This window comes from Pseudomonas glycinae, from assembly GCF_001594225.2.
Classification (GTDB): Bacteria; Pseudomonadota; Gammaproteobacteria; order Pseudomonadales; family Pseudomonadaceae; genus Aquipseudomonas; species Aquipseudomonas glycinae.
In genome coordinates this window covers 821,392-842,677 of record NZ_CP014205.2, presented here as the reverse complement: position 1 = coordinate 842,677, position 21,286 = coordinate 821,392, and the positions used below count along the sequence as shown (strand labels likewise).

Genomic DNA, 21,286 nt, shown 5'->3' with positions numbered 1-21,286 from the left:
ATGTTTGGTAAATTAAGTTGGGAAGCGATCCCTTTCCACGAGCCGATCGTGATGGTCACCATCTCGATGATCGCGCTCGGTGGTCTGGCGTTGTTCGCTGCAATCACCTACTTCAAGAAGTGGACTTACCTGTGGACCGAGTGGCTGACGTCGGTCGACCACAAGAAAATCGGCGTGATGTACATCATCGTCGCCATGGTCATGCTGCTGCGCGGTTTTGCCGACGCCATCATGATGCGTACCCAGCTGGCCATGGCCACCGAGGGTTCGCCTGGCTACCTGCCACCTGAACACTATGACCAGATCTTCACCGCTCACGGTGTGATCATGATCATCTTCATGGCGATGCCATTCTTCACCGGCCTGATGAACCTTGCAGTGCCGCTGCAGATCGGCGCACGTGACGTTGCGTTCCCGTTCCTGAACTCCCTGAGCTTCTGGCTGCTGGTGTCCGGCGTCGTGCTGATCAACCTGTCCCTGGGCGTCGGCGAATTCGCCAAGACCGGCTGGGTTGCCTATCCACCGCTGTCGGGTCTGCAATACAGCCCTGGCGTGGGGATGGACTACTACATCTGGGCGCTACAGCTATCGGGTCTGGGTACAACGCTAACCGGGGTCAACTTCCTCGCGACCGTGCTGAAAATGCGTACCCCTGGCATGAAACTGATGGACATGCCGATCTTCACCTGGACCTGCACCTGGGCAAACGTTCTGATCGTGGCTTCGTTCCCGATCCTGACCGCTACCCTGGCACTGCTGACCCTTGACCGTTACATGGATTTCCACATTTTCACCAATGAACTTGGTGGCAATCCGATGATGTACGTCAACCTGTTCTGGGCATGGGGCCACCCTGAGGTTTACATCCTGATCCTGCCGGCGTTCGGCATTTTCTCGGAAGTCATCTCGGCCTTCACCGGCAAGAAACTGTTCGGCCATCACTCGATGATCTACGCCTCGGGCGCGATCTCGGTACTGGGCTTCATGGTTTGGCTGCACCACTTCTTCACCATGGGTTCGGGTGCCAGCGTCAACGCCTTCTTCGGTCTGGCGACGATGCTGATTTCCATCCCGACGGGTGTGAAACTGTTCAACTGGCTGTTCACCATCTACCAGGGCCGTCTGCGCTTCACCAGCCAGGTTCTGTGGACCCTGGGCTTCATGGTGACCTTCGCCATCGGCGGCATGACCGGCGTACTGCTGGCCATCCCGGGTGCTGACTTCGTTCTGCACAACAGCCTGTTCGTGATCGCTCACTTCCACAACGTGATCATCGGCGGCGCGGTATTCGGCTACATCGCAGGTTTCGGCTTCTACTTCCCGAAAGCGTTCGGCTTCAAGCTGCACGAAGGCTGGGGTAAAGCAGCGTTCTGGTTCTGGATCTCGGGCTTCTTCGTCGCGTTCATGCCGCTCTACGCTCTGGGCTTCATGGGCATGACCCGTCGTCTGAACGCCACCACCAACCCTGAGTGGGTACCGTACCTGTACGTTGCCATGTTCGGTGCGGTGATGATCGCTGTCGGTATCGCCTGCCAGCTGATCCAACTGTACGTGTCGGTGCGTGACCGCAAGAAACCGGAAAACATGTGCGAACACGGTGACCCGTGGAATGCCCATACCCTGGAATGGTCGACCTCGTCGCCACCTCCGTTCTACAACTTCGCTGTACTGCCAAAAGCAGACTGCATCGATCCGTTCACCGAGGCCAAGGAAAACGGTACCGCGTACAAGGCTCCGGCCAAGTACGAACCGATCCACATGCCGAACAACACCGCCACTGGCGTGGTGATGGGCGCACTGCTGACCGTGTTCGGTTTCGCGATGATCTGGCACATCTGGTGGTTGGCGATCGCCAGCCTGGCCGGCACTGTCATCTACTTCGTGATCCACGCAGCACGTGACGATCAGGGCTACATGGTGCCGGTCGACGTGATCGAGCGCATCGAAGCCGAGCAGCACAAGCGTCTGGTAGCGGCCGGGAAGATCCCTGCTTCCGCAACCCGTGTTGAAACCAAGTTGGAACAGGCTTAAACAATGTCGAACTTAGTGACCAATGCTGGACACGCCCATGGTCATGACCATGGGCACGATGACCATCACCACGACTCGGGCGAGATGACCGTATACGGTTTCTGGCTCTACCTGATGACCGACTGCATTCTGTTTGCGTCGATCTTCGCGGTGTACGCGGTACTGGTAAACAACGTCGCCGGTGGCCCGTCGGGCCACGACATCTTCGAACTGCCATACGTGCTGGGCGAAACCGCTCTGCTGTTGTTCAGTTCGATCACCTACGGCTTCGCCATGCTGGCGTTGTACAAGGGTAAAAAGCAGCAGGTTCTGGGCTGGTTGTTCATGACCTTCCTGCTCGGCGCAGGCTTCATCGCCATGGAGATCAACGAGTTCCACCTGCTGATCTCCGAGGGCTTCGGTCCTAGCCGTTCGGGCTTCCTGTCGGCGTTCTTCACGCTGGTCGGTACCCACGGTCTGCACGTGTCCGCCGGTCTGATCTGGATGGGCATCATGATGTACCAGGTCAACAAGCACGGCCTGACGGCGACCAACAAGACCCGTCTGAGCTGCCTGAGCCTGTTCTGGCACTTCCTGGACGTGGTGTGGATCTGCGTATTCACCGTTGTTTACCTGATGGGGACCCTGTAATGGCTAATGCACACTCCCATGACAGCCATGATGCTGGCCACGGCAGCGTAAAGTCGTACGCCATTGGCTTCATCCTGTCGGTAATCCTGACCGTCATCCCGTTCGGCCTGGTGATGTTCCCGACCCTGCCGAAGTCGACGACGCTGGCAATCGTCCTGCTGTTCGCCGTGATCCAGGTGATCGTTCACCTGTATTACTTCCTGCACCTGGACCGTTCCATCGCTCAACGTAACAACGTGATTGCGTTCGTCTTTACGGCCATCGTGATCGTGCTGCTGGTCGGTCTGTCGCTGTGGATCATGTTCAGCATCCACACCTACATGATGGCGAAGTGAGGTAAACCCGATGTCGCTCAAGCACTTTATCCAAATCACCAAACCGGGGATCATTTTCGGTAACGTGCTTTCTGTGGCAGGCGGGTTCTTCCTGGCCTCGAAAGGGCATGTCGATCTGGCCGTGTTTCTGGCAGCCATGATCGGCACTTCCCTGGTTGTGGCCTCCGGTTGCGTGTTCAACAACTGCATCGACCGCGACATCGACCTGAAGATGGAACGCACCAAGAACCGGGTGCTGGTCCAGGGCTTGATCTCCCTGAAACTGGCCCTGGTCTATGCGACCGTCCTGGGTGTCGCCGGCGTTGCGTTGCTGTACAAGGTGGCCAACCCGTTGGCCGCATTGTTCGCCGTGATCGGCTTCATCATCTACGTCGGCTTCTACAGCCTGTACCTCAAGCGCAAGTCGGTTCACGGCACGCTGGTGGGCAGTCTGTCGGGCGCCATGCCGCCGGTGATCGGTTACGTGGCCGTGACCAACAGCTTCGACATGGCCGCGCTGACCCTGCTGGTGATGTTCAGCCTGTGGCAGATGCCGCATTCCTACGCCATCGCGATCTTCCGCTTCAACGATTACCTGGCCGCATCGATTCCGGTGCTGCCAGTGAAGCGCGGAATCCAGGTGGCCAAGAAGCACATCCTGATCTACATCCTGGCCTTCCTCGTGGCGACCTTGATGCTGACCTTCAGCGGTTACGCCGGCATGAGCTACCTCGCCGTCGCCGCGGCCATGGGCATGTACTGGCTGTACATGGCCTGGACCGGCTACAAGGCGGTGGATGACACGGTCTGGGCACGCAAGCTGTTCGTGTTCTCGATCTTCACCATCACCGCGTTGAGCGTCATGATGTCCCTGGACTTCAAGGTGCCGACCGAGCTGCTGCTGACGTACGCGCCGTAAGGTTCGAACGTTGTACGAGAAACCCCGCTCATCGAGAGATGAGCGGGGTTTTTTGTTGCTCGGATGATGGAGAAACGACGCCCTTTGTCGCGAACGGACTCTCTCCCAAAAGGGTGGGGTAATCAGCCATTCCCCCGAAACGACTAGCTAGAAATCGACAGGTTGCGGTCGATAGGCAAAAGCCCTAGATTCGGATCCAACTACATGCATCGATCAAGAGGCTGGGCGAAATGACTGAGAGGATGACCTGCGACGAGCGCTTCATTGCCCTGGCAAAAGAGCTGAATTACGACATCAATGGCGAGAACACGGTGGGTGGCAATTACGCGCCGTTGATCCGTCATCACGATGAGATTTACATCAGTGGCATGGTGCCGCGCACCGAGGGCAAGATTCAGTATCCGGGGCGGGTGGGGCAGGAGTTGACGCTCAAGGATGCGCAGGCTGCGGCGAGCATCAGCGCGATGCGCTGTCTGGCCTTTATCGTCGATGCAGTCGGTTCGCTGGACAAGGTCAGGTCGTTGTTGCGGGTCACGGTGTACGTGAAGTCCACCCCGGATTTCGTCGACCTCAGCGAAGTCGCCAACGGCGCCTCGGACGTATTCAGTTATGTGTTGGGCGATGTCGGGCGCCATACCCGCACCACCGTCGGCGTCTATCAGTTGCCGAAAAACGCAGCCATCGAAGTCGATATGATTGCCGCCGTGCACCCGTCGGCATAACGCCGATCAGGGACAACAAAAAGCCCCGCCTGAATGTCAGAGCGGGGCTTTTTCGTCAGCGCCGGTATTACTGGGCGGCGATGCTGTAACCGTCGAACGCGGTCTGCTGTTGCAGCGCGGTGATGATGTTCTTGCGGTTGATCGCGTGCTCGGTGCCGGCGTTGTCGACGAAGGTTTCGCCTTCGATTTCCGCCTCTTCGCCTTCACCGACGAAGGTGAAGCCGAGGAACTCCAGCGCCTCGCGATCTACGCTCAGGCGCGAACGCGGTGTGCGCAGCGGCAGGGTCACGCTGATGCCGTCCTTGCTGATGCTGAACACCTCGACGTCTTTCTTGGCGCGTGCGGCCTTGCTCTTGCCGCCGCTCGGGTTGCTGATCGCCTGATGGGTCTGGTTCAGCACCTTGAGGGCCAGGCCGTAGACGATTTCCTGGAACGCCGGATCGTCCTTGAAGCTGGACAGGATGCGGCTGATCGGGAATTTGCTGCTGAGGTCTTCGAGGGCGGCGATGTCGGCGGCTTCGGCGTCCTTCAGGCGCTTGAGTTCGCCCATCAGCTCATAGGCCTGGTCGTCATCGAAGCGGTCGTGGGCCTGACGGATCGCGGCGCGCAGTTCGCGGATCTGATCGCTCTCGCGGCTCGACTGGAACGCGTCCAGCACCATCTCGCTGATGATCTTCGCCTGTGGGATGTGTTGTGAAAGATTGATGGAGTTTTCGTATTCCGCTTTGGACGACAGAGTGACTACGGATTCAGCGGTGTTGAAATCGGACATTGAAATTTCACTACTTTTTTAACTTGAGATGAGACGAGAAAGCGCTGGGGGCTTTTTCAGGCCGACTAATTTAGGGGAGCGCGGCGGCGTTGTCACGGAGCAAGGGGCCGGTGGTGCCGATTATTTGTCCGGATGATTTGTGATGAGCAACCAGACACTGCGCGTGCCTTGTCTCAATCATTGGCGACAGCGTTCTCCGGTAGTCGCCGGGACGTCAGGCCACGCAGCGTCCAGTAGAGCTTTAGAGAACGGGTGCCGATCAGGCCGCACATGAAGCCCGCAATGCAGGCTTTGAGCAGCAGCATGTCCGGGGACGCGGAAAGCTCCGGATTCACGTCATGCTGGTAACCGAAGTAGTAGTTCGCGGAAAAGAACATCAGGTACATGATCAGGATTTTTACCGTGCCCGGCATGATCAGCCCTGTCGCGGAGTCGTCGAGCACCACGCCCCGCCGAGAGAAAACCAGCCAGGCCGAGAGGCCGCCCAGCAACAGCGCGCCGAGCCAGGTGCTGAAAAACAAGGCCGGGTTGATCGACAGGTTCAGGGAATACAGCGACCACGCCAAAAACGCCGGGGGTGTTATCAGCATCGAGGCACGGCTCTCGCGTCGGGGAGAAAACGACTTGATGCCGAAATAAACCACCAGCAGAAAAATCAGGTAAACCCGTAGCGGAGTGTTTTGCAGAATCGTGAGCATTGCGCAGCATCCATGCTGGAAAGGAGAGCTGAATCATAGCCTCTGTCAAAATGATCGTCGGCTTTTCAATCCGATCAGGGTCTGCCCCACATCTGCATGGCGAACTCGACGAAGCGACGCAGTTTAGGCAACCGATAGCGATCCGGCGCGTAGAGCAGATGCATCGGGCGGTTCGGCGGCTGATAGTCCGGCATCACCACGACCAGTCTGCCGTCGCGCAAGTCCTGTTCCACCAGTGCGTCCGGCAGCATCACGATGCCCATGCCGGTGCGCGCGGCCTGATGCAGTCCGGCGGAACTGTTGATCAGCATCGGGCCTTTGACGTCGACCATGATTTCTCCGTCCGGGCCGCTGAGACGCCACTGTTTTTCCACCGATTGCCAGTCGTCACCGGCAGGGTAGGCGAAGGACAGGCAATCGTGCTGACGCAGTTCTTCAGGCGTGAGCGGCATGCCGCGTCGGGCCACGTACTCCGGGGAGGCGCACACGGTCAGGGTGTAGTCGATCAGCGGGCGGGCGATCAGGTTGGATTGATCGAAGTGGCCCAGTCGGAAGGCCACGTCGAGACCGCTTTCCAACAGATCCGGGCGGCGATTGGTCAGGATCACGTCGAGTTTGACCTGCGGACATTGCAGGGAAAATTCGCTGAGCGCCGGGGCCAGGCGTTCGACGCCAAAGGTCAGCGGCGCGGTCACCCGCAGGATGCCGCGCGGTTCATCCAGCGTCTGTTCGGCGAGGCGTTCGGAGTCGGCGACCAGGCCGAGCACTTCCAGGCAGCGCTGGTAGTAAACGCTGCCGAACTCGGTCAGCCGCTGGCGGCGGGTGGTGCGTTGCAGCAATTGCACACCGAGCCGTTGCTCCAGCGCCCGCAGGTGATTGCCCACCATGGTCGTGGACATTTCGCACTGCAAAGCGGCCGCCGTCATGCTGCCGGACTCCACAACCTTGACGTACACGCTCATCGACTGGAACAGATCCATTATCAAACCAGGCTTTTAAATGATTGAAGTTTTGCCGAGTTTATCCAGTTCAGATGGATAACCATACTGCCAGCACCTCTCACCTCGCTGGAGTTTGCCGACATGACCGCCGCCCTGATGAACACCTATCAACCGCTGGAATTGAGCTTCATCAAAGGCCTGGGCACCCGACTCTGGGATCAGGCGGGCCGCGAGTATCTGGACGCGGTGGCGGGCGTGGCGGTGACCAATGTCGGCCACTCGCACCCACGCATCGTGTCGGCGATCAGCGAGCAGGCGGGATTGCTGCTGCACACCTCCAATCTCTACAGCATCGACTGGCAACAATCGCTGGCGCAGAAGCTGACGCAGCTGGCGGGGATGGAGCGAGCGTTTTTCAATAACTCCGGTGCCGAGGCCAACGAAACCGCGCTGAAACTGGCGCGTCTGTACGGCTGGCGCAAAGGTATCGAACAGCCTCTGGTGGTGGTCATGGCCAACGCGTTTCATGGTCGTACCCTCGGCACCTTGTCCGCCAGCGATGGCCCGGCGGTGCGCCTGGGTTTCAATGAGTTGCCCGGGGATTTCGTCAAGGTTCCGTTCGGCGATCTTGAGGCGCTGGAGCAGGTACAGCGCAAGCATGGCCAGCGAATCGTGGCGATTCTGGTCGAGCCGATTCAGGGTGAAAGCGGCGTGCAACTGGCGCCGCCCGGCTACCTCAAGGCCCTGCGTGAATTGTGCAACCGTCACGCCTGGCTGCTGATGCTCGACGAGATCCAGACCGGCATCGGCCGCACCGGTCGCTGGTTCGCGTTCCAGCACGAAGGCATCGTTCCCGACGTCATGACCCTCGCCAAAGGCCTGGGCAACGGCGTGCCGATCGGTGCCTGCCTGGCACGGGGCCGGGCGGCCGATCTGTTCACCCCCGGCAGCCACGGCAGCACCTTCGGCGGCAATCCACTGGCGTGCCGGGTGGGTTGCACCGTGCTCGAGATCATCGAGGAACAAGGCCTGCTGGAAAATGCCAGGGTCCAGGGCGAGTGCCTGCTGACCCGCTTGCGTGCAGAGCTGGCGGACAATCCGAATGTGCTGGCGATTCGCGGGCAAGGGCTGATGATCGGCATCGAACTCAAACAGCCGATCCGCGACCTGACACTGATTGCCGCGCGGGATCATGGACTGCTGATCAACGTCACGCGCGGCAAGACGATCCGGTTGCTGCCGCCGCTGACGATTGATGAGCGAGAGGTGGGGATGATTGTCAGAGGAGTTGGCCGTTCCCTGAGCCATGTCTCATCCTTCGGTCAGTAGTGAAATCTGCAAGTTATGACGCAGATTTTGCCGTCTACGATTGCATACACCAGGCGATGCTCGGCAGTTATCCGCCGTGACCAGAAGCCGCTCATGTTGTGCTTGAGCGGCTCCGGTTTACCCAAGCCTTCAAAGGGTTGGCGCTGGATCGCTTTGATCAGAAGATTGATTCGTTTGAGACCGGCCTTATCGTTTTGCTGAAGCCATAAGTTGTCTTCCCAGACCGTTGGCGTGAACTGGATTTTCATTCTTCAATTAGTTGCCTGACTTTGGCTTTTCCAGCGCGCATTTCGCCAATCGATTTGATCAAGCGCTCGGCATTGGCCGGAGAGCGCAGCAGATAAGCCGTTTCTTCCAGCGCGTTATATTCGGCCAGAGACATCATCACTACAGGCTCGCCTTTTTGACGGGTTACCAGAAGTGGGGCGCAGTCTTCATTCACGCGATCCATGGTTTCAGCCAAGTACGCACGAGCTGTGGTGTAGTTGATAGTGTCCATTTCACACCTCGCTTGATGCAAAGAACGTTCAGAAACGAGTACAGGATGACAAGGCGATACCTATCAGTGGTTGTGCCACAGACGGACTGCCTGCGGTGTGCTGAGTATCACCGAAGTCTCATCGAGACGTTTCTGGGTCTTCTGTAAGCTGATTCCGGCGAGCCTGCCATCCTTCTCACTGTCTACGTGAGATTTTTCTAATCAGGGTAGTCCGACAAATCCGGCGCCAGCATCCGGGTCTTCGGTGCGCCATTCGCGTTGTGCTGGATGATGTCGTTCGGCTGCCCCTGTTGATTGAAAAACACCTGACCAATCCCCGCCGAATTCCACAGCCGTTCACCCGCTTCGGCGTGTTCCGGCACATACGGAACGATGCGCATGCGGCGGCGTTTGGTCAGCCAGTTGAGCGGCGAGCGTGGTGAGTAGAGCCAGCGGTTGAGGCGGTCGAACCATTCCAGCAGGGTCGGCGGGAACTCGTTTTTGATGCCGCTGCTGGTGATTTGCCAGATGCGCGGGCCGGCCTTGCGGTGTCGGATCAGGACTTCGTAGACGAACGAATAATGCACGTCGCCTGACAGCACCACGTAACTGCCCGGTGTACGCGAGTGTCGGAAAATGTTCAGGATCACCTGAGCTGCGCCGCGATGGGCCATCCAGTTTTCCGCGTCCACCAGCAGTGGATAACCGCACCAGCTGAACACTCGCTGCACGGTTTCGATCAGCTTCACGCCAAAGATCGGTGCCGGCGAAACGATGATCGCCGAAGGGTGGTCGAGCAGTTCCTGCTGCAGTTCGCTCAAGGCTTCCCAGTCCAGCAGACCCGACGGTTGCTTGAGCGCCATTTCGCTGCGCCAGCGTCGGGTTCGGGTGTCGAGTACCACCAGCGCCGGGCTGGTTGGCATTACGAAATGCCATTGCTGAAAGCGCAGCAGTTCATCGATCAATTCGTCCTGCGCGGTTGTGTCGAGATAGGCGTCGTCACCGCTGGCGCTCAGGCCTCGGGTTTTCTCCAGCACTGCGCCGAATGCATCCGGATTGTTGCCCCAGCCCTGACACAGCATGTAGGCGATCAGCGCGTTGCCGATGATGCGCTTGGAGAACGGGTGGCCGTAGGCCGTTTCCTCCCATTGCGCGGACAGGTTCCAGTCATCGGTGATGTCGTGGTCATCGAAGATCATCAGGCTCGGCAGATGCGCCAATGCCCGGGCCACCTGGCCGAGGCCGTCCTTGAATCCGTCGATGCGGGTCTTTTCGAGGGCGTAGCGCTTGAGGCGTTCCGGCGTCAGTGCCGGCGGCTGCGGGTTGACCAGCGCCCAGGGCGTTGGCGACCACACCAGCAAATACATCGCCATGACTTCGGCAAACGTCACGAGGTGATTGTCGGCGCTGCTGCTGGTGAAAATCGGCTTGCGCGCCCCGCCGAAGAAACGCTCGCGCAGTGTCTCGTTGCTCTCGAGTGCCGGCAGCAAATCCGCACGGTGGTAGTAGCTGGCCGGGTGTTCGTAGAGCTTGGCGCTGCCGCTGACCACCGCGCCTTCGAGGTGTTCACCGAACAGACCGAGGCGCTCGATCAAGGCATGAATCGCACGCAACATCGGACCGGCCACATCGTCGGCGTAAACCTGATCACCGCTCATCATCAACAGGGCGGGACGTTGCTGCGGATCGGTTTCGGCGGCCAGCAACCGGTCAACACAGAGCAGGCCGTCGGCGGCCGGGTGATGGGGTTTGCGGCAGGATCCATGGAGCAACTGGTCGATGCGCGAGCGCAGGACGAAGTTCGGGCTGGTGGCGTCGTCGTAGAGCAGGTGTGGCGCCCAGTCGGCGATGGGCTGCTGGCCATCGATCAACAGGTCGTAGTCGATGCGGGTATCGCAGGGTAGGGCGGTTTCGAGGGGGACATCGATGAGGTGAACAAACGCCCGGGTGCCTACCGGAATGACGGTGCATTTCCCGCTATCGAGAGGAATGTTCCCTACGCCTTGCAGACGCAAGGTCAACGACAGCTCGCGGCTGCCGACCAGCCAAAGAACGATGCGCGTCGGTTCCAGCCGTCGCAGCAACGGCCCGGCCAGAACAGCGGGCAACGGGCTCAGGTCATCAGGTGTCGGAGGCATCGGGGGAAAAGCTCAAGGCGCACAGGCCGGCGATGATAGCGCAGCCAGCGCCTCGAACCCTTAAACCAGGCTTAAGAGCCTGTTTTTTCCAGCTTCAGCGCCAACAGGCGCCATTCGGCAGGTGTCGCGTCGACGCTTGGCTGTTCCTGTACGGAGCAGTCGAAGCGGTACTTCACATCGTCGCCATTCATGTTCCGTGCGGTGACGGTATTGCTGAAGGTGTAAACCTGATCCTTGAAGCGTTGCGGCGTCAGGCTTTTGCTGTCGGCAAAGCGGGCAGACGCGGGGAAGCGCAATGTGCTGGTCACGAACGGGCTGCACATGACATACGCGAGCATCGACTTGTCGCCCTGGACGTCGGCGCGCAGTTTTTTGCTCAGCGCCGTCAGGGCCTTGCGCCCCTCATCGTCACTCTGGTCGATCACGGTTTGCACCGACATCGTCTTCGGCGCGCGACTGGCATAGTTCGGCAGCAACGCGGAATCCGCTGGAGAGGGCTTGTTGTCCGGCTCGATAGCGGCAAACACCGGAGCATCTTTCAGCGCAGCAGGGCTCGCAACCGCCTCGGCTTCCGGCAGCAGCGAGGTCGGCTCGGCTTCCCGCTGCGCCACGACGTTTTCAGTCTGCGCGGCTTCGTAGCGATGCGCCGAAGGGAACAATGAAAAAGTGATCGCCAGCACAACCATCGAAACAATGAAACCGCCCGCGACACCGACCAGGTTGGCGTAAAACAGATTCCAGCTGCCGCGGTTTTTCACCACCCAGCGCCACATGAAACCCCAGGCCGCGACAAATGCCAGAAAACGCAGAAACTCCATTCGATCCTTTCCTTAAACCTGCTGAAGCCGGATATCAGCGCCGTTCCGATAACGAGCACTGAAAGATGGGCGGCAAGATATCAAAATAGATTTCTGGCGCCACAAGAACCTTCACACGCCGTGTCGATACAGATCACTTGAGCGCAAAAAACGCCAGAGCGGTAATGCCGGCCACTGTGCCGCAAAGGCCTGCCAGCAGCTGCCGCGCAATCAGGGGCTCGACTTGCGAGCGTCGGGCGACCAGCATCCATACGCCGACCAGCGCGGCCGCGGTCGTCATCATTTCCAGCAATGTGGTCGTCAGACCGGTTACGTGCGGACGGCTCGACCCGAACAGACCGATGTAGAACTCCGAGACCACCAGACCTACCAGCATGCCGCTGGCAGCGCCCAGCAGGTTGGCGAGGAACAGGTTCCAGGTGCCACGATGTTTGACCACCCACACCCACATGGCCACCCAGGCTAAAAGACAAAACGCTGCATCCATCGCACCCCTCCTTTTGAATCAGTTTCGTCAGGCCCATGGCTCCCGGGCCGACACTGGACGGCAAGATAGCAAAATAGTAGCTTCGCGCCACTTTCCTGATTCCTGTAATGGACTACTCATGTCAAAAGTCGCCCCTGCTCTACGCCTGCTGTGCGCAATCACTTTCGCCAGCGCCATGACTCCGGCATTCGCCGCCTGGAAAGAGCACCCGGAAAACAGCTGGAAGTATTACCTCGCCAACTGTCAGCGCATGCAGGAAAAAATGGCCGACGTCCAAAGCGGTCGCGTGCCCGGTGCCTTTGAGGTGATGGGCGATCTGGAGAACAGCCAAGGGAGCATGAATGAGCACCGCCCGAACCTGCCGCCCCAGTACCTCGCCTCCCGGGAATTCGCTCAATGCGAAAACGTGGCGGCCGAGGCCGATGCGATGATTGCCCGTGGCAAAGCCGAGTTCGCCGACAGAATGAACCAGGCCGCGGAGCAAGGCCGCATCGCCCACCAGAACTCCCCCGAATACCAACGCGCCCGTTCACTCGGCTACAGCGATGTCGGCGAAATCTCCTTCCTCAAACTTCACGAAGACATGGACGGCGAAGCGCCCCTGAAAACCATGCTGATTACCGTCGATGAAGTCTGCGGCCAATATTTTCGTGCCACGCAATATGTGAAGCCGTATGTGATCTACACCGTGCGGCCGTCGGATGGCGGGTGTGGCGAGGAAAAGCGTGTGGCGATCGTCGGCGGCAGATCGGTGGAGAAGGGCGATTACATCGATGAGCGGGGCGAGTTCCAGTATGTGGGCTGGAAGAAAATTGTCGGTGCGGATGGGTTTGCGACGGATATTCGGGTGTTGAAGGCTCGGCGCTGACTGCAAAGCAGTCACGCCGTCCTGTCACGTGTGGGGGAAATAATTCACCGCCAGAAACAGCAGGGTCGCCATGCCGGCGACCAGGCCACACACCGCGCCGAGCAACTGACGTGCAACCGGATGTTCGGGTTGACGGCGATTGGCAATCCACAGCCATACCCCCGCCAGAACGCCCGCGCTGGTGATGAACACCAACAGACTGCGATTCAGGTTGGGTGTCGCCATCGACGTACCAATGATTGCGTCGTAAATCAGCGTGAACACAATGCCGGTAACCACGCCACTTCCGGCGCCGGCAAGGTTGGCAAGCAACAGGTTCCACTCACCCCGTTGCTTCACTACCCACAGCCAGGTTCCAGCCATCACCAGCAAGCACAACACAGCATCCATTTTGGTTTACTCCCGAGTGCGCGATAACAGAGGCGGTTGACCGGCCTCTGGCGAGTGGACGGCAAGATATCAAAATAGAAGCTGCGCGCCACTTTCTTCATCTGCGTAGCTTAAAGAATGTCCTTCAAATAACCCTTGAGCGCGAGGAGCGGCTGATCCAGTTGCTCCAGCGATTGCGCCTGACTGAAGTCGGTCGACAACTTGTGCAGTTCCCGCCCCAACGGTTTCTCGACGCCACCCAACGCATCCATCGCCAGCGCCAGACACTCGTTCATCTTGAACCGGATCGTCTCGACATCACCCCGGCGCACCAGCAGTTCGAACACGTCTTTCTGATAGTCGCCCATGACCATGTCATCGCGCAGAATCGGGCTCAGACCTTCTTCCTCGTACGCGAGTTTGAGGGAGAACAGGGCGACGGTTTCCAGTGACGTTTCCATGGGGTGAACCTGTGTGAGATCTCGCCGGAGGCCTGTCGGCTCTTTCCGACAGACGAAAAAAAAGGCCTTGCTAAGCAAGACCTTTCTTAATTTTGGTGCCCGAGGGAGACTGTCGGGTTCCATATAATTCAAGGTCTGCAGTGAAGTTTGGTAGTTAGGGATACAAGCAGGGATACAAAACTACATCCCCTGTTGCTCTGATATATCCGTAGCTCGTGCCTAAATGCCGGATGGGTTCTTGATCAGCCACTCCGGTCTAGGCATGTGGCCGTTCTTGACCGCAATATTGTAGTAATCAGTGATCGCGCGTACGGCCGACTGGAGAGCGTAAGCCTCATCATCTCCCCACTGTCTGCTTGGGAAGTACGTCCCCGCTTGTCCGGGTGCCTTTATCAGATGACTGAGGTGATAGTTAAACCCACCTTGTGCCGGGTTTACGTACAAGACGACCTGGATCTCTGTAGGAATTCCCTTAAGCCAGAATGAATAGCCTCTGAGCGTTTTCTCTGTGCGATCGATCGATTTATCGTCCAGTGCTTTCTCAATTGTCCATGCCATGTGGTTACCCTTTCAGATCGCAGAAATTTGCTAAGCACTGAAAAACCTAGCTTTTACATGCCTTCCAGCATAAGCGAATCAGTCTACCGAAGGAATGTTTTGTGCGTCTGAGGACCGGGGTTCGTTTCTAGCCAAATGTCGCCGGGGACCCTGGCATTATCCTAGTGGCACGGGGTCGGAAACCCGCGGGATCTTGTTAGCGGCACGACTTCGAGCTTATTGAATTTCAATCATTGAAATCGAAAGGATTTCGTTGAAAAAAGGCCATCGTTACAGCGTCGGTAATGATGGCCTGTCGTGTTGATGATTCCGCACGTCTTCGATCGTCAACCGTGTCAACCTGTCAACCAATGCAAAAAAGTCAGCCAGTCTCAAGATCACGCGGGTTTTGTGCCCCGTGTCATTCAGAAATGCTCAGGGTCCCCGGCGACCTCTCATCGTCTTGTGCAATTGCACTGGTGAACTGTGTGTTCACGCGGTTCACCTGTTCACTAAGCTGGATACCTGTACGCTAACAAAGTCCGGCGGGTTCCCGACCCCATGCTCAGATGAAAACCTCAGTGTCCCCTGAGCTTGTATGGAGTTTGGGGCTATCCGTCGCTGGGGGATCACGCTTCCGGGGGAGCTGGGGTGACTGACATCTTGAACATCCGTGTTACGAAGGTTACGGGTGTAACGCTATTCTCTAACTGTATGAATTTATTGATTATTTAACGAGTAACACTGCGATTTGTAGTCGGCAGAAGAACGTGTTACTGACCCGAGTCGTGTAACGCTTCGTATGAGGCACTCACATACGGTATAGGGGGCAATGGTCAACTTTGACTGGCTATTTTTATCCTTTAGTAGCCATTCAGCCAATGCTGTTGGGATTAGGCGAGTGGGGAGCGACCAACAGAGAACTAAATGCAGCGATCCTTCATCGATCCTATCGCCCGCCGATCTCACCTTCAGCCAAGCTGTAGCTAAGGACTGCGAGGCGGACTGATGAGTGATTATCCGCGCACCCTAGAGCCGACATCTAGCAAGGGAGGCTGCCCAAGATCTGAGCCACAAGGTGGTAAGATGATCGTAAATTTTGCTCGATTTTTTACCATTTATGGTAAAGTATTTTGAAGATTTGGTAAATTTATGCGGCGTCTCATCCATGGGTTAGAGCCGTGAGCTTTCGGAGTAAACATGGACAGTAAAGCAATTTTGAGCCTCATAGATTTAGCGCTGGGTGGTGACCCTAGAACATTACGGATGCACCTTCATAAAATAGCGGTCAAAAGTGGTCGCCAAGATCCCGAGTTTTCCGAAAAAATACTCTCTCGATTATCGGCCAGCGGGCTAAGGTCCGTTCAGCCCGTCAAACCTATTCCTGTAGATTCTGATAGTCGACTCAATTTAGTTAGAGTCGAAAGTCCAGTAATTATGGAAGAGGCACCCATTTATGCCGAAGAAATATTAGCCTTACTGGATCAGGTCGTTCTTGAGCGGAATTCAGCGTCGAGACTAATGGCCGAAGGTTTATCTCCTGCGAAATCATTGTTATTTCAGGGGCCGCCTGGAGTAGGTAAAACGATGACCGCTCGTTGGCTTGCCTCAAGATTAGGTCTCCCGTTTTTAACTCTAGACCTAGCGACCGTCATGAGCAGTTTTCTAGGCAAAACAGGGAATAATATCAAGGCAGTGATTGACCATGCGTCATCATTTCCCTGCGTATTGCTTCTTGACGAATTTGATGCTGTAGCTAAGCGGCGAGATGATGATAGGGAGCTAGGAGAGCTTAAACGGTTGGTCACTGTGTTATTACAAGCTATCGATGAATGGCCTGAATCTTCGATCTTGATAGCTGCTACGAATCATGGGGATCTATTGGATCCTGCCATTTGGCGTAGGTTCGACTTGGAAATATCCTTTGATCTACCAAGCGAAGAAATGCGCAAAGCTTATATAAAAAGCTATTGGCCTGAGCTAACAAATCACGCAAGTGATCTAGCACTTTTTTTTGGTGATGTCTCCTACAGTGATATCGATAGAAGTCTCAGGAAGGCCAAAAAGAAAAGCATATTAAGTGAGGCGAAATTTATCAATTGCATCACTGGAGTCGCTGAAAGTAAGCCAGGCAATAAAGTAGAAACTAAAAAGAAAGATGTCATTAGACTCGCAGGCGAGGGGATGTCTCAGAGAGCGATATCCACTGCGCTGAAAATAAGCAGGCCAACGGTAAAAAAAATTATGGACCAGCACAACGAATGTAGGGACGCTCAATGAACAATTTTATAGTCGGGTACGGCGAGACGCTCACCACGAAGGTGGATATTGGCGGTGGCGGAGGTGATAAAAAACATCCCTACACAATATCTGATGCAATAAAGCGTATTAGCTCGCAGCTTGAAGAAATAATTATTAAGATAGAGAGCAAACCAGACGCTGAGTGCGCTGGTGGAAAGGTAGTTGTAAAGTTTATTCAGCATCCTTCCTATTTAGCAAAATCTTATTATCCGAGGAAGTTGTTCTCTGCATACGGGATGGATGACATCGGATCCCGGGCAGTAACTATAAAGCCCGAGAAGTGGGGTGTTACAAAACATCCTGAAGCCGGGTTGGCTAGTTGTGTTTTTGTTTCGGGTACAAAAGACCATTATCGTAAGCTTCTAACTGATCTAAAGTCGAGCTCGCTCTCGAGAGCATCAGAAGATGTTTTAAGAACTCTGGAGCGTATAGAATATTTTGATGCGGACGAAAAGATAAAAAATATTGACGCATCTGGGGAAAATTTGAATCTCGAAGTGGTTATTCATGCTTCCGCTGATGAAGATTATATTGTTCGCGCTTTCGATAGCTACACAACTCTAAATGGGGGGGCAGTAAGGCGAGAAAAGGCCAAGATTGTTGGTGGTTTGACATTTTTGCCAGTGAATATTCCGCGTGGAAAAGAGCAAGCTCTAGCGAATTTTGCTCAACTTAGAGTACTCAGAAGTATTCCAAAGTTAAGAATGAACAAGCCGGATGCGCTTCGCAGTCCAGTAAGTAGTACTGTCAAGCTTCCTGATTGGGATCCAGATATCTTGAGTCGTGATTTCAAAGTTTGCATTTTCGACGGCGGCTTAGGGGACGGAAATCAGATTTCGAACTGGGTGACTGAGATCGTGCCGGAAGGAATGGAAGCTACAAACCCAGAGTATCTAGCTCACGGCAGTGAGGTATGCTCCGCTTACTTATTTGGACCTGCGCAAGGGGCAGATTGTTCGCTGGGCGCTCCTTACACACCCGTTGATATAGTCAGAGTTATTTGTCAAGGTGATGACGATCCTGATCTATTTGATGTTCTTACCCGCATTGAAAATGTACTTAAGCTAAAAATATATAAATATATAAATCTAAGTCTCGGGCCTAATATAGCAATTGATGATGACGAAGTTCATGTTTGGACATCTGTTATCGATGCGCTTCTCCAGGACGGTGACTGTCTAGCAGTCGTTGCAGTCGGGAACGACGGTGATCTACCAGGCGATTATGGTCGCGTGCAACCGCCTAGTGATATGGTCAACAGCCTCTCCGTTGGTGCGAGTGACGGGGACGACGACGGGTGGGCTAGGGCTCCGTATAGTTGCATGGGGCCAGGTCGTAGTCCTGGAGTAGTCAAGCCAGACGGTGTTATCTTTGGTGGTTCCCCTCAGAACCTATTCAGAGTCTACTCGCCAAGAATTCATTCTTTCATAGATACGATGGGCACCAGTTATGCGGCTCCATATGCATTACGCGTGGCTGCCGGCATTGATGCCATCACGAATTTCGACCTGTCCACAAACACAGTGAAAGCTCTGATGGTGCATAGTGCAAAGCAGGGCGTACATGACCTGAAGGATGTTGGCTGGGGAAAATTTCCGACTTCACCTGAGTCTGTGATTACTTGCCTCGATGATGAGGCAACTATTGTATTTCAAGGTGAGCTTGAAAACTCCAAACATTTACGAATTCCAGTACCTCTTCCACTATCGACGGATGCAACATGGGTACATTTAAGTGCGACATTTTGCATTAGTGCCATCGTAGATCCTGAACATCCATTGCATTACACTAGATCTGGCCTTGAAATCTCTTTTCGAGCAAACGAAGATCGGTTTACGATGGAGGGGGCTAATCCTGATACCAAGCCCTTCTTTTCGCTGGGGAAACTGTACCCAAGTGAGTACGAGTTGAGAGAAGATGCTCACAAGTGGGAAACCACGCTTTCGAAACACCAACGTTTTAAACGCACCACTCTCCAGTCCCCAGTTTTTGATGTTAAATATCATGCGAGAGAGCAAGGTGGGGCTATTAGCGAGGATTTACCCGCTATACGCTATACATTGATTCTTACAATTCGCGCTGAAGGCGATACCAGTATCTACAACAAAATACTGCAAGAGAATCGTACTCTGCAGGCGATAAATGTTAGAAGTAGAATTGAAGTTTGATTTTGGTCGGCTGTTTTGAGAAGTTTGATTGATTGATTTTAATAGGAGCGCCGACGGCGCTCCTGCTAAAGTCATTCAGTCTCAATGGTTATTGTCGCTTATGTAAAAAGATCTGAAGAGTCATTTTCGGAAATGCGAGGATATATTTCTTTAATAGGAGAATTCAAGAATAAGAAATTGTCTACTTCGGGTGGTGGTAAGTGGTCGGCCGAAAATAAATTTTGTTGTAGTTGAAGCCTTAGATCCATTAGCAACCTGCCAAGTACATTTGCTCCAACTAGAGTGGAGTCTCCTTGAGGAATCGCTCCCCAAAAATTATCCTTTGAGGAATACTCGACTATAGGTTTTTCACCGGTGCCTTGTAATATTTCAGAAAAAATGGCGAAGTTTTGAATCAGCTTCGCTTGAAGGCACCAACGCATTATCCTTACTCTCACCATTGGCCAATCTGCCCTCGTTTCATTCCGATAAGGTTTTGAGCGCATTTTTGCTGTCATGGGACTTGTTTGTGAAATTATTAATTCCTGCAGTGACGGATTGAACGGGAAGCGGCAGGCTTGGTATAAAGCTTCTGACGTAGAGATATGTCTATTGTTGATGGTTATCGGAAAACCACTGGACATATTGGAAAGTGCTCCAAATGATTCCTTGGTTTTATGGAAAACAATACACTCTTCACGCAAGTATGTTCGAATCCCGACTTTACGCTTCATTTGAAAGTCCTTAAACGTTCCAGCGTACCACTACGGGTGCGTTGTTGGATCTAGGGAATAGAGGATACCATGGATCACCGGCCCATAGGGCGAGGGGGGCATTGTTGGGACAGTTTCGATATGAAACAATCATTGTGCCAAAGCCTAGGCTTTCAAGTTTCATATATCCAAGAGGGCGGTGGTTAACACTGAAGTGTTTGCATATTTCTCTTATATGGGCACCAGCAGCAAGAAATTCGTTCTCCAATAGCTGGCGGCCATTATCGCTAGAGAAAAAGGCTTTATCACCGACGCTGCCAGGGAGACGATATGTTGGCGGTTTTGTTAGCCCGTTGATGTACTTTAGGATCGATCCGTTCCAGTTATTAGCTACTGGTCTAAGAACATCCGAGCTGTATGTGTAGTACAAGCGATCTTCAATTAGTTCTTTGAAGAGAAACTTTATTGATATTTTCTTGCCGCTGGCGGCAATTTTATCCTTGATGAAGTTTTCACTGAACCAAAGTGATAGCCGGTGCATAGTGTGTGTCACGATGTATAGACTGCAGTTTTGGGGCGCAGATGATATCAGCCAATTGGTAATGTCAGTTCGCATTCTCTGTCCGGAGAAAATTACATCGTCAAGATATAAATAGTGCTCAGCATTGCTGCTGTTTATTGTTGCGGTTTTTGCTGTTGCCATTTGTAGGTCGGCATTGAACATCTCGATGCAGTCTCGCTGACTGTTACCACCACCCTGGATGTCAAGAAGTGATGTTTTTAAGAAGATGCCCGAAAGAATGTTTGGGGTGATGAGTTGGTCTTTGAAGAAATTACTTATGTCCGATTTGCGTAGATAAGTTCGGTTTAATACGTAGTTTAATTCACTAAGCAATGGCAGCTGTGACTCTGCGGGAAATTGATTTAGCCATTTACTCACATGAGCCTCATCGAAAGGAGCGATCTTTCCTTTCTTGTAGTCTCCGACAATTGAAATTAATTGTTTTATCAGCATACTGCGTTCAGTCATTACATCCTTCCTGGAAATATTTCTTGTGATGGCAGTTTGGTTTCGATTCTTGCATTCTCGTGATCCCTGATATCCGTTGCAAGCTCTATTTCGGCTTTGGTCGATCGTGCTCTCACCCCCCTCACCAGGTATGTCATAAGCACGCGCCTAAATGCCGTCCTAAGCATGTTCCGATTTCATTGACGAGCATGGCAAGCAGTCAGCAATGTCAAGCCAGGAGAAAGAGTCTGATGCCAGACTCACCTACTCCTCCCTTCGGCACCGCAACAATGAAGAAGCTGATTGTCTTGATTTTGTTGATTCTGGTGGCCGTGCTCAACGTTGGGTACTACGAAGCGCTTGAGGATGGAGATATCGAAACCATACTTTCATCAAGAAGCATCCAACGTTTCAGATGCGGTTCCACAACATCCATGCGAACGACGGAGAGATTCGAAAAGTCGAACGACTCACAGAGGAAGAACGTAACTGGATAATTGATTACTGCAGGTATCGGCTTGCCATCGACACCGATCTGAAAAAACAAAGCGACATTGAAGGTTGCAGGAAAAATAGCTGATTAGGATAAAGAAAAGGCCTCGGT

The 21,286-nt window shown here is 54.5% G+C and carries 22 protein-coding genes and 1 pseudogene; 10 read left to right on the top strand and 13 right to left on the bottom strand.

The features are described from left to right. From cyoB to AWU82_RS03800, 5 genes are all read left to right on the top strand, one after another. Nucleotides 1-2,031, top strand: coding sequence for a cytochrome o ubiquinol oxidase subunit I (gene cyoB / locus AWU82_RS03820; protein ID WP_064383941.1), 2,031 nt, complete (start codon nt 1-3; stop codon nt 2,029-2,031). A 3-nt stretch (nt 2,032-2,034) separates the two neighbouring features. Continuing rightward, nucleotides 2,035-2,661 carry a cytochrome o ubiquinol oxidase subunit III gene (locus AWU82_RS03815; protein WP_007956720.1) on the top strand — a complete coding sequence of 209 codons (627 nt, stop codon included), beginning with the start codon at nt 2,035-2,037 and terminating at the stop codon, nt 2,659-2,661. Continuing rightward, the gene (gene cyoD, locus AWU82_RS03810) at nt 2,661-2,996 is read left to right on the top strand and encodes a cytochrome o ubiquinol oxidase subunit IV (RefSeq protein ID WP_007956718.1); all 336 of its coding nucleotides are present in this window, start codon (nt 2,661-2,663) and stop codon (nt 2,994-2,996) included. The genes AWU82_RS03815 and cyoD overlap by 1 nt, the downstream gene beginning before the upstream one ends. Before the next feature lie 10 nt (nt 2,997-3,006). Beyond that, nucleotides 3,007-3,894: a heme o synthase gene (cyoE, locus tag AWU82_RS03805; RefSeq protein WP_007956716.1), complete on the top strand. Its 888-nt coding sequence runs from the start codon at nt 3,007-3,009 to the stop codon at nt 3,892-3,894. Nucleotides 3,895-4,124: 230 nt separating this feature from the next. After that, complete coding sequence (locus AWU82_RS03800) at nt 4,125-4,616, top strand: RidA family protein (RefSeq protein WP_007956714.1); 492 nt, start codon at nt 4,125-4,127, stop codon at nt 4,614-4,616. 67 nt (nt 4,617-4,683) lie between these two features. Here the strand turns inward: AWU82_RS03800 and AWU82_RS03795 are convergent, their stop codons facing one another. The 3 genes from AWU82_RS03795 to AWU82_RS03785 form a co-directional block, all read right to left on the bottom strand. Continuing rightward, nucleotides 4,684-5,388 carry a hypothetical protein gene (locus AWU82_RS03795; protein WP_064383940.1) on the bottom strand — a complete coding sequence of 235 codons (705 nt, stop codon included), beginning with the start codon at nt 5,386-5,388 and terminating at the stop codon, nt 4,684-4,686. 173 nt (nt 5,389-5,561) lie between these two features. Next, nucleotides 5,562-6,086: a DUF6622 family protein gene (locus AWU82_RS03790; RefSeq protein ID WP_064383939.1), complete on the bottom strand. Its 525-nt coding sequence runs from the start codon at nt 6,084-6,086 to the stop codon at nt 5,562-5,564. 74 nt (nt 6,087-6,160) lie between these two features. Next, nucleotides 6,161-7,066, bottom strand: a complete 906-nt coding sequence (locus AWU82_RS03785) for a LysR family transcriptional regulator (RefSeq protein WP_007956710.1) — start codon at nt 7,064-7,066, stop codon at nt 6,161-6,163. A gap of 102 nt (nt 7,067-7,168) precedes the next feature. On the opposite strand from AWU82_RS03785, the gene AWU82_RS03780 reads away from it, so the two are divergent. After that, nucleotides 7,169-8,356, top strand: a complete 1,188-nt coding sequence (locus AWU82_RS03780; protein ID WP_064383938.1) for an aspartate aminotransferase family protein — start codon at nt 7,169-7,171, stop codon at nt 8,354-8,356. On the opposite strand, the gene AWU82_RS03775 is transcribed toward AWU82_RS03780, so the two are convergent. From AWU82_RS03775 to AWU82_RS03755, 5 genes are all read right to left on the bottom strand, one after another. After that, complete coding sequence (locus AWU82_RS03775) at nt 8,350-8,604, bottom strand: Txe/YoeB family addiction module toxin (protein WP_064383937.1); 255 nt, start codon at nt 8,602-8,604, stop codon at nt 8,350-8,352. The two genes, AWU82_RS03780 and AWU82_RS03775, sit on opposite strands and share 7 nt — an antisense overlap. After that, nucleotides 8,601-8,855 (bottom strand): type II toxin-antitoxin system prevent-host-death family antitoxin, encoded by a 255-nt coding sequence (locus AWU82_RS03770; protein WP_064383936.1) that lies wholly within the window; start codon nt 8,853-8,855, stop codon nt 8,601-8,603. The genes AWU82_RS03775 and AWU82_RS03770 overlap by 4 nt, the downstream gene beginning before the upstream one ends. Nucleotides 8,856-9,052: 197 nt before the next feature. Further along, the gene (locus tag AWU82_RS03765) at nt 9,053-10,972 is read right to left on the bottom strand and encodes an alkaline phosphatase D family protein (RefSeq protein ID WP_064383935.1); all 1,920 of its coding nucleotides are present in this window, start codon (nt 10,970-10,972) and stop codon (nt 9,053-9,055) included. Between the two features lie 71 nt (nt 10,973-11,043). Continuing rightward, nucleotides 11,044-11,790, bottom strand: coding sequence for a hypothetical protein (locus AWU82_RS03760; protein WP_064383934.1), 747 nt, complete (start codon nt 11,788-11,790; stop codon nt 11,044-11,046). Between the two features lie 133 nt (nt 11,791-11,923). Beyond that, nucleotides 11,924-12,277: a hypothetical protein gene (locus tag AWU82_RS03755; RefSeq protein WP_064383933.1), complete on the bottom strand. Its 354-nt coding sequence runs from the start codon at nt 12,275-12,277 to the stop codon at nt 11,924-11,926. Between the two features lie 175 nt (nt 12,278-12,452). On the opposite strand from AWU82_RS03755, the gene AWU82_RS03750 reads away from it, so the two are divergent. Next, a complete protein-coding gene (locus AWU82_RS03750; RefSeq protein WP_223290671.1) occupies nt 12,453-13,145 on the top strand; it encodes a hypothetical protein in 693 nt (230 codons plus the stop codon). Between the two features lie 24 nt (nt 13,146-13,169). Here the strand turns inward: AWU82_RS03750 and AWU82_RS03745 are convergent, their stop codons facing one another. The 3 genes from AWU82_RS03745 to AWU82_RS03735 all read right to left on the bottom strand — a co-directional run bounded on the left by AWU82_RS03745 (nt 13,170) and on the right by AWU82_RS03735 (nt 14,533). Then, the gene (locus tag AWU82_RS03745) at nt 13,170-13,535 is read right to left on the bottom strand and encodes a hypothetical protein (protein ID WP_064383931.1); all 366 of its coding nucleotides are present in this window, start codon (nt 13,533-13,535) and stop codon (nt 13,170-13,172) included. Nucleotides 13,536-13,645: 110 nt separating this feature from the next. After that, a complete protein-coding gene (locus AWU82_RS03740; RefSeq protein ID WP_064383930.1) occupies nt 13,646-13,975 on the bottom strand; it encodes a hypothetical protein in 330 nt (109 codons plus the stop codon). A gap of 219 nt (nt 13,976-14,194) precedes the next feature. Continuing rightward, a complete protein-coding gene (locus AWU82_RS03735) occupies nt 14,195-14,533 on the bottom strand; it encodes a hypothetical protein (RefSeq protein ID WP_064383929.1) in 339 nt (112 codons plus the stop codon). Between the two features lie 1,179 nt (nt 14,534-15,712). On the opposite strand from AWU82_RS03735, the gene AWU82_RS03730 reads away from it, so the two are divergent. Beyond that, nucleotides 15,713-16,792 (top strand): AAA family ATPase, encoded by a 1,080-nt coding sequence (locus AWU82_RS03730; RefSeq protein ID WP_064383928.1) that lies wholly within the window; start codon nt 15,713-15,715, stop codon nt 16,790-16,792. Continuing rightward, a complete protein-coding gene (locus tag AWU82_RS03725; RefSeq protein WP_064383927.1) occupies nt 16,789-18,981 on the top strand; it encodes a S8 family peptidase in 2,193 nt (730 codons plus the stop codon). Before AWU82_RS03730 ends, AWU82_RS03725 begins: the two co-directional genes overlap by 4 nt. Nucleotides 18,982-19,079: 98 nt before the next feature. Here the strand turns inward: AWU82_RS03725 and AWU82_RS03720 are convergent, their stop codons facing one another. Next, on the bottom strand, nt 19,080-19,694 hold the full coding sequence (locus AWU82_RS03720) for an NADAR family anti-phage protein (RefSeq protein ID WP_084777069.1): 615 nt from the start codon (nt 19,692-19,694) through the stop codon (nt 19,080-19,082). Between the two features lie 10 nt (nt 19,695-19,704). After that, a complete protein-coding gene (locus AWU82_RS03715) occupies nt 19,705-20,703 on the bottom strand; it encodes a phosphoribosyltransferase-like anti-phage protein (RefSeq protein WP_064383926.1) in 999 nt (332 codons plus the stop codon). Nucleotides 20,704-20,972: 269 nt separating this feature from the next. Between AWU82_RS03715 and AWU82_RS29110 the strand changes: the two are divergent. Next, nucleotides 20,973-21,262, top strand: a pseudogene (locus AWU82_RS29110) (hypothetical protein). The last annotated feature ends 24 nt before the right edge of the window (nt 21,263-21,286 follow it).

Excerpts from the sequence above, each read along its gene's own strand:
- cyoB (WP_064383941.1), top strand. The coding sequence starts at position 1 with ATGTTTGGTAAATTAAGTTGGGAAGCGATCCCTTTCCACGAGCCGATC.
- AWU82_RS03815 (WP_007956720.1), top strand. The coding sequence starts at position 2,035 with ATGTCGAACTTAGTGACCAATGCTGGACACGCCCATGGTCATGACCAT.
- cyoD (WP_007956718.1), top strand. The coding sequence starts at position 2,661 with ATGGCTAATGCACACTCCCATGACAGCCATGATGCTGGCCACGGCAGC.
- cyoE (WP_007956716.1), top strand. The coding sequence starts at position 3,007 with ATGTCGCTCAAGCACTTTATCCAAATCACCAAACCGGGGATCATTTTC.
- AWU82_RS03800 (WP_007956714.1), top strand. The coding sequence starts at position 4,125 with ATGACTGAGAGGATGACCTGCGACGAGCGCTTCATTGCCCTGGCAAAA.
- AWU82_RS03795 (WP_064383940.1), bottom strand. The coding sequence starts at position 5,388 with ATGTCCGATTTCAACACCGCTGAATCCGTAGTCACTCTGTCGTCCAAA.
- AWU82_RS03790 (WP_064383939.1), bottom strand. The coding sequence starts at position 6,086 with ATGCTCACGATTCTGCAAAACACTCCGCTACGGGTTTACCTGATTTTT.
- AWU82_RS03785 (WP_007956710.1), bottom strand. The coding sequence starts at position 7,066 with ATGGATCTGTTCCAGTCGATGAGCGTGTACGTCAAGGTTGTGGAGTCC.
- AWU82_RS03780 (WP_064383938.1), top strand. The coding sequence starts at position 7,169 with ATGACCGCCGCCCTGATGAACACCTATCAACCGCTGGAATTGAGCTTC.
- AWU82_RS03775 (WP_064383937.1), bottom strand. The coding sequence starts at position 8,604 with ATGAAAATCCAGTTCACGCCAACGGTCTGGGAAGACAACTTATGGCTT.
- AWU82_RS03770 (WP_064383936.1), bottom strand. The coding sequence starts at position 8,855 with ATGGACACTATCAACTACACCACAGCTCGTGCGTACTTGGCTGAAACC.
- AWU82_RS03765 (WP_064383935.1), bottom strand. The coding sequence starts at position 10,972 with ATGCCTCCGACACCTGATGACCTGAGCCCGTTGCCCGCTGTTCTGGCC.
- AWU82_RS03760 (WP_064383934.1), bottom strand. The coding sequence starts at position 11,790 with ATGGAGTTTCTGCGTTTTCTGGCATTTGTCGCGGCCTGGGGTTTCATG.
- AWU82_RS03755 (WP_064383933.1), bottom strand. The coding sequence starts at position 12,277 with ATGGATGCAGCGTTTTGTCTTTTAGCCTGGGTGGCCATGTGGGTGTGG.
- AWU82_RS03750 (WP_223290671.1), top strand. The coding sequence starts at position 12,453 with ATGACTCCGGCATTCGCCGCCTGGAAAGAGCACCCGGAAAACAGCTGG.
- AWU82_RS03745 (WP_064383931.1), bottom strand. The coding sequence starts at position 13,535 with ATGGATGCTGTGTTGTGCTTGCTGGTGATGGCTGGAACCTGGCTGTGG.
- AWU82_RS03740 (WP_064383930.1), bottom strand. The coding sequence starts at position 13,975 with ATGGAAACGTCACTGGAAACCGTCGCCCTGTTCTCCCTCAAACTCGCG.
- AWU82_RS03735 (WP_064383929.1), bottom strand. The coding sequence starts at position 14,533 with ATGGCATGGACAATTGAGAAAGCACTGGACGATAAATCGATCGATCGC.
- AWU82_RS03730 (WP_064383928.1), top strand. The coding sequence starts at position 15,713 with ATGGACAGTAAAGCAATTTTGAGCCTCATAGATTTAGCGCTGGGTGGT.
- AWU82_RS03725 (WP_064383927.1), top strand. The coding sequence starts at position 16,789 with ATGAACAATTTTATAGTCGGGTACGGCGAGACGCTCACCACGAAGGTG.
- AWU82_RS03720 (WP_084777069.1), bottom strand. The coding sequence starts at position 19,694 with ATGAAGCGTAAAGTCGGGATTCGAACATACTTGCGTGAAGAGTGTATT.
- AWU82_RS03715 (WP_064383926.1), bottom strand. The coding sequence starts at position 20,703 with ATGACTGAACGCAGTATGCTGATAAAACAATTAATTTCAATTGTCGGA.